The following is a 6,597-nucleotide window of genomic DNA, read 5'->3' as shown; positions in this document are numbered from 1 at the left end:
ACGCCATTGTTCAAATTTTTCTTCTTTAGAAGAAAAATCTTCCAATTAGCGTTTCAACGAGCTGGGAGATATGCTCGCCAGCTGTTGTAGTTTGTTTTCCCCCACCTAAAGAGGAAGGGGACATCTTAAAGCTCGTTATTTATCGAATCGAATGCTGTTAAGTATTCTCTCCGCAGCCTTGTCAAATTCTTCTTCACCGGCCTTATAGGCAATGGTTATGCACCATAGCTCATCTCCTCTGAAGAAAGTTACAAAACGCATATTTAACTTAATATCCTTACTGGTACGCTGCAAAACAGCAGATTTGGCAGGAAATCCTGCAACCTTGAAATCCTCCAGCTGTCCACCGGTAGCACTGAATTTCTTCTTAAAGCTGTCCATCATGCCCTTGGAAAAGCTCTCCAAATCAGGTTCAAATTCCTTCCCGTTATAGACCTTGTATTTTTCACGGTCATAATGAATGCTGTTGATGGTTATTTCAAAATCACTGTTATGATCAGCAACCGAATTTATGGTATTACCATTAGGAAAAGTCTGTGGCTCCATAGGATTACGAAAATCAAAGGGCATCCTGATAGTCATGGTGCCAGATACTCCCTTGACGCTGACATCCTGAAGCTGAATATCCTTAGAAGTGCAACCGGCTATACAAAAGCATAGCAACACCATCAGAAAACATGCTGATACACTGATCTTACCATGAAGCAGTCTAAATATCATAATATCTCTCCTATATAGTCTTCCTACTCCTTTATAATTCTCCAAAGTCCATATTATCCGGAAGCTTTTATCAGTCCAAATCGTACTGCAGCATGGAAACGACATTGATGCCATCTGCCTCCAGCTTTTTACGCCCTCCCAGCGAAGAAAGCTCTACGAAAAATACTGCTCCGGTAATATTTCCCCCTACCTTTTTAATTAGCTTTGCTGCAGCATCAGCTGTACCACCGGTTGCCAATAAATCGTCCACAATCATGATATTCTGACCAGGCTTAATGGCATCCTTGTGCATTTCAATCCTGTCAGTACCATATTCAAGTTCATAATCAACACTGACCACATCAGAGGGCAGCTTGCCTGGCTTACGGATTGGTACAAAGCCTATATTCATGGCGGCTGATAGAGCTGCTCCATAAATGAATCCCCTGGATTCAAGTCCTACAATAAGGTCGATATTCTTATCCTTTAAGGCGTCCTTCATAAAATCCAGAGTAATTCCAAATGCCTTGGCATTTTTCAGTGTAGTCGTTATATCTACAAACTGAATACCCTTCTTGGGAAAATCAGGAACAACTCTAACATGCTCCTTTACATAATTTATCTCCTGTGCAGATAAACTCATTTTACAAATCTCCTTATTGTCAGATTTATCCGGGTATCGGATATATATCTTCTTTCCCTGTCAGAAAATATACTATCTTAAGACCCAAAACAATTTACCATAATAAGTAATACAACAATTTTCTACATTTCTTAACTTAATCAGTATAGCATATTACCAAATAAATTAAAATGAGACTTCCTGCGACTTATTACCCTTAGGAATTAACCTTGGAATATCCTTTTCCGGAAGCATCAAGAATCCTCTTTACCCGTTTATAAAGATACTTTGCTACCTTTCTGGAGCCTTCCTTGGTTGGGTGTATGCCGTCGCCTACATAGTCATCATCATCCAATAATGGTTCATCCTCGTTAAGATGGATGTAAAATAAAGCCTTGTCCCCATTATTCTTTAATTTATTTACGACCTTCTCTGTCCATTGTCCTGCCATAGGACCAATCTTCACCGGAACAGGTTCGACACAGATGATGACAGCCTCAGGATTGTTCCTGCGAACTACCTGCAATAAATTTTCATATGCTGCGGAAAAATCTTTTTCAGCAGGCTGCTGACTTTCAATAAAATCATTAGTTCCAATGGATATTATAACTGCATCCGAAGGATTATCAGTAAAATTCCACATCACATGAGTGGCTTCTCCATTAAAGGAATAATATGTCCAAGGATAGCGATCAGCGGTGTGTACCTCGTATCCTGGCCACGATTCAGAATAATTATGGAAAACACCTTCGCCGGATTTACCCAAAACACTGTAATCTGCCTTTAGCATTCTGGCAAGCTGAGGTCCAAAAGCCATATCATTGTCCTCAGTATCATAATAGCTGTCAATGTGAATGGCTCCGTCATTAAATGCTCCGGCCAGTATTGAATCACCTACGAATTCCAGCTTTAGGCGTTTTGGTTCATCCATTTCCAGTAATTCACCTGATTTATCAAGCACAAATCCCTTAAATATGCTGAGACCGGCTTCACCTTCCGTCGACCGTACCAGCTTTATTATATGTTTACCTGCAGATAAATCATCTGCAAGCAGTATCTGCTCCTTATTGAATTTTATTCGTCCATACTCCTTATCATCAATGGTATAACGCCACCAGCAATTGTTATCGACCATCTTTGCCGCAATGCTGCTGCCCGTAAACTCTGCCTTGATATATACAGCTCCCTGACCACAGACAGCCTGCTGCATTTCCTTGTGCCATCTGCCATAAAATTTAATATTATCATTTAAAAATTCTGCTTCAGGAATTTTAATTCCCCCTATAAAAGGCAAATGCCATGGGAAATAAAACTCCAGCTCATTGAGATCCGGATATTCAGAAAGATTATTCCGGGCAAAACTGCGCAACTCTTTTGCAGTAAATTCCTGGGCAGTATGCTCATAATCAGCTAAATCAAAATAATATTTACTGCCTGGAAGTTTATTCATCAGTTCTGCCCTGATATTTGACTGATACCCCCAATCATCCAGATAACGCCTGATTAAGAGCCTGTTTTTATCATTTTGTTTTAAATCAATGGCTGCCAGCCCCTGCCCCAAGGCAAATCCGGTGCTGTTTGTAGGAGTGTTCCACCCGGAATATGAACATAACCTAAACAGCAGGCCATTTTCCTTTAACTGATGCATCAAGGCATTATCACTGCCATTGGCAAAGGCTATATCAGCAACAGAAACATTGTTGGAATTGGCAATATGATACTTAACTATTTCCAGAAATTCCCTGGTTCCTGTTCTGGCTGTCGTCGTATTAAACATTGGTTCAGGGTCATTTAAATCAGGCTGGCCATCTGTTGTCCTGCCATAAGGGTCGGTATTGACCAAGAGAATCAGATCGGCTGCAGAAGGGAATAATGTCTCCTTTGCTCCGGCTATCTTCAATTCGTCTGATACAGAATCATATATTTTTTCGTCAGAAAAGGCTGGCACAGTATCAGCACCTACACCGAAATTAAACTGAACATATACCTTGGGACTTTTACCGGTCATGGTGTTAATGGACCTGGCAAGGAGAAGCATGCTGAATTCATCTATGCCGGTAGCTATCATGAATTTATCCTTGGAAAGACCTTTGGCATACTCATTCAGTGACCTGGCTTCCATATGGGTAGCACATAAAGGTGCGTTATCATCCTTGCCGATCAGCAGGAAATCCAATTTATCCTTTTTGACAAAATCAATCAGTTTTTTGGTAACATTTAGATTGGTTTTGCGCCTGCCAAAATAATCACTCCATACTTCCCGTGGAATCTGATCCACAAGGAGCTCCAGCTCGTTTTTTTCCGGCGGAGTTAATTTCCCGGTATCGGCTTTATCACCCAAGGCTGAAGCACGGAATATTTTATCTCCATATTCCTGATAATATGCTGGTTCCTCAGCACCGGCTGCTGCGCCATTTTTAGGTGTCCGCATCAGTGAAGTAAAAGCAAACAGTTTGATATCTGAGTTCCGCTTCCGTAAATCAGAAATGCGCTCCACACGCTTTTTTAGCTCCCTGGCAGACATTGCATGATTACGGGAGGCAACCAGTCCTCCGTATATCAAAGTATCAGTTGAAACCACCGCTGCATCTGCAGATTTTATATTATCATCCACCCATTTCCACAGCTCATCAATTTTACCGGTATTTCTCAGTCCTCCCAATATTTCCTTTGGTGGCATAAGAACCTTGTACCCTGCTAATTCAGGTGCTTCTGCTGATTGTTCACAGGAGGTCGGCCTGTTGTCATGAGGAACGAACAATATAGTGCCCTTTGCCTCGGCTGTATTACCAGACACAAAAAACAAAAAAGCAAAGCATATAATAAATACAAATATTCCAGATTTTTCTATCATCAAGTTATACCTTCTTTTTATAAAATATAATTATTGAAAATAGGATACAAGTATCGCTAAATCAGTTACATATTATTATAACGCCATTATTCAAAATTTTCTTCATTTTAAGAAAAAATCTTCCCTGCAGAGTCTTACCTTGATAATTAATATACTTTACTTATTATGGCAAGCTATTCCGGTCCGACATATCAACCATGGTATCTCAGGCAGGTAAAGGATTTCTTTGTACTTTTTTAAAGACATCACATGATGTATAATTAATACATCATAAAATATGAGGAGGTAAATTATGAAAGCATTAGTATTATTTGCCCAGGGCTTTGAAGAGGTTGAAGCCATAACCCCTGTTGATTTTTTGCGTCGTGGCGGTTTAGAGGTTACTGCTGCTTCTATTCATGATTCCCTTGATGTCAGTGGTGCCCATAATATATCGGTGAAAACTGATGCACTACTTTCCAAAATCAATCCTGATGATTATGGAGTTGTAATACTGCCGGGAGGCTACGACGGAATGCTCAATCTTGGCAAAAGCCAAAATGTTGTAGCTCTTCTGAAAAAATTCGCTGCTGAAAATAAATGGATTGCAGCAATATGTGCTGCACCTTCCATACTCGGTGATAACGGCCTTGTCAAAGGTAAAAAATGTGCCTGTTACCCTGGATTTGAGGAACATTTGACGGGAGGGCTTACTTCCCAGGACCAGGTTGTAGTTGATGGGAATATTATTACTTCCAGAGGACCGGGAACAGCAATTCCTTTTGCCCTGAAAATTCTCGAGGTTGTTGTCAACAAGGAAACATCACAGGATGTAGGCGAGGATACGCTTTATCTTTGATATGATGCGATAAGCAATCTTCTTACATAGTTTTTCCGAAACCGGAATAAAAAACCACCCTTATGTACCAATCTTCATCCCATTGATTGAAGATTCAGCTTTTTGGCGTCAAGTACATTAGGGTGGATTTTTATTTTGATTTTTCCTTATCCATATACATTCTTGCGTCAGCCTTTTTAACAGCTTCCTGCAGTGCCCTGGAAGTCAGCTTTGTCATGCTGTAGCCCACAGAAACGGAAACAGAATAGGGCTTGTCATTTTTGTAATTAAAATTATAGAATTTATTTTTTATCTTATGCAGATATTCGTCCATTATATTCGTACTGGAAGTATTTACAAGAACAACGAATTCATCTCCACCATACCGTATAACTGTTCCGGAAGCACCTACTACCTTTTGGATCATTTCAGCAGACAGCTTTAAAACCTTATCTCCTATATTATGGCCATACCGGTCATTTATATCCTTGAAATTGTTTAAATCAATAAACATGAGACCATAAAGTGTCCTGTGTTTTGTGTAAATGCTCAATCTGTCAAAAAACTGACGATTATATACGCCTGTGAGCTTATCGCGGAAAATCATTTCATTTTGCAGGCTGAAAATTATTGCGGTAAGGGATATTGCTGAAGTAGGCCAAATAAGCCAAAGACCGTAATTAAACATCTGAATGATAAGCCCCAAAAGAATAGGTGCTATGAACAGGGTAATGGGGAAAAACTTCAGCCCTCCACCCTTATGAATTATATATTTATATACTACAAAGAAATATAAAATCATTACTATTGCAATGATAAACATCAAATTGGCAAAGGGTCCCCTGGTATACTGATTATATTCATTAATTGAAAATATGATCGGTACAAATAGATTTATAAACAGACAAGCAGTAGAAACAGTAAAGGCAAAAATCAATATGCGGATATGCAGTCTTGCGACATAGCCAATCAAATGATATATTATAAAAACTATCATACAGCAGCATAGGGTAATATCAATTATATAAAGTGCTGTATTTCCAATATACAGTATGCCTTTTACAAATTCTCCGGGCATACCGTCAAGGGAAAAAATGAGACAATCCAAAATACTGGCAAACAAAACAGAAATTATCAGAATGGACAAAAATCTATTTTCGCCCCGTTTATCCTTAAAACGCCATAAATTATTACAGATTATGACAAGAATCAACAATACAACAAAAAAGGTTGATGTATATGCTTCAGAAATACCAATATAATCAGTCAATCTAATCATCCTTACATCAAATAACCTTATATACTTAAGGTATAAAATTGATAACAGGCGTTGAGACATTGCCCTGGGGCTTAAACGCACAATCATGCCCGAGCTTAATAATCAACGCCTAATACATACCTATTATAACAAAAAAATATATTATAACAAGGAATATGCTAAAACATTTTAATGAAAAAAAGATGATTATAACGAGCTTTAAGATGTCCCCTTCCTCTTTAGGTGGGGGAAAACAAACTACAACAGCTGGCGAGCATATCTCCCAGCTCGTTGAAACGCTAATTGGAAGATTTTTCTTCTAAAGAAGAAAAATTTGAACAATGGCG

General features: G+C 39.0%; 5 protein-coding genes. 1 reads left to right on the top strand and 4 read right to left on the bottom strand.

Annotated elements, in window-relative coordinates; translation table 11 throughout:
- Positions 1 to 135: 135 nt before the first annotated feature.
- The 3 genes from K6C05_RS00590 to K6C05_RS00580 all read right to left on the bottom strand — a co-directional run bounded on the left by K6C05_RS00590 (position 136) and on the right by K6C05_RS00580 (position 4,175).
- On the bottom strand, positions 136 to 720 hold the full coding sequence (locus tag K6C05_RS00590; RefSeq protein ID WP_296730331.1) for a hypothetical protein: 585 nt from the start codon (positions 718 to 720) through the stop codon (positions 136 to 138).
- Positions 721 to 790: 70 nt separating this feature from the next.
- Positions 791 to 1,342: an adenine phosphoribosyltransferase gene (locus K6C05_RS00585; protein ID WP_296730330.1), complete on the bottom strand. Its 552-nt coding sequence runs from the start codon at positions 1,340 to 1,342 to the stop codon at positions 791 to 793.
- 196 nt (positions 1,343 to 1,538) lie between these two features.
- Complete coding sequence (locus K6C05_RS00580) at positions 1,539 to 4,175, bottom strand: DUF4127 family protein (protein WP_296730329.1); 2,637 nt, start codon at positions 4,173 to 4,175, stop codon at positions 1,539 to 1,541.
- Positions 4,176 to 4,467: 292 nt separating this feature from the next.
- On the opposite strand from K6C05_RS00580, the gene K6C05_RS00575 reads away from it, so the two are divergent.
- A complete protein-coding gene (locus K6C05_RS00575) occupies positions 4,468 to 5,013 on the top strand; it encodes a DJ-1 family glyoxalase III (RefSeq protein ID WP_296730328.1) in 546 nt (181 codons plus the stop codon).
- Positions 5,014 to 5,143: 130 nt separating this feature from the next.
- On the opposite strand, the gene K6C05_RS00570 is transcribed toward K6C05_RS00575, so the two are convergent.
- Positions 5,144 to 6,262 (bottom strand): GGDEF domain-containing protein, encoded by a 1,119-nt coding sequence (locus K6C05_RS00570; protein WP_296730327.1) that lies wholly within the window; start codon positions 6,260 to 6,262, stop codon positions 5,144 to 5,146.
- Between the last annotated feature and the right edge of the window lie 335 nt (positions 6,263 to 6,597).

Source organism: Anaerovibrio sp. (genome assembly GCF_024697385.1).
Taxonomy (GTDB): domain Bacteria; phylum Bacillota; class Negativicutes; order Selenomonadales; family Selenomonadaceae; genus Anaerovibrio.
This window is presented reverse-complemented; position numbering and strand designations above follow the sequence as displayed.

Coding starts and splice junctions, on each gene's coding strand:
- K6C05_RS00585 (WP_296730330.1), bottom strand. CDS start 1,342: ATGAGTTTATCTGCACAGGAGATAAATTATGTAAAGGAGCATGTTAGA.
- K6C05_RS00580 (WP_296730329.1), bottom strand. CDS start 4,175: ATGATAGAAAAATCTGGAATATTTGTATTTATTATATGCTTTGCTTTT.
- K6C05_RS00590 (WP_296730331.1), bottom strand. CDS start 720: ATGATATTTAGACTGCTTCATGGTAAGATCAGTGTATCAGCATGTTTT.
- K6C05_RS00575 (WP_296730328.1), top strand. CDS start 4,468: ATGAAAGCATTAGTATTATTTGCCCAGGGCTTTGAAGAGGTTGAAGCC.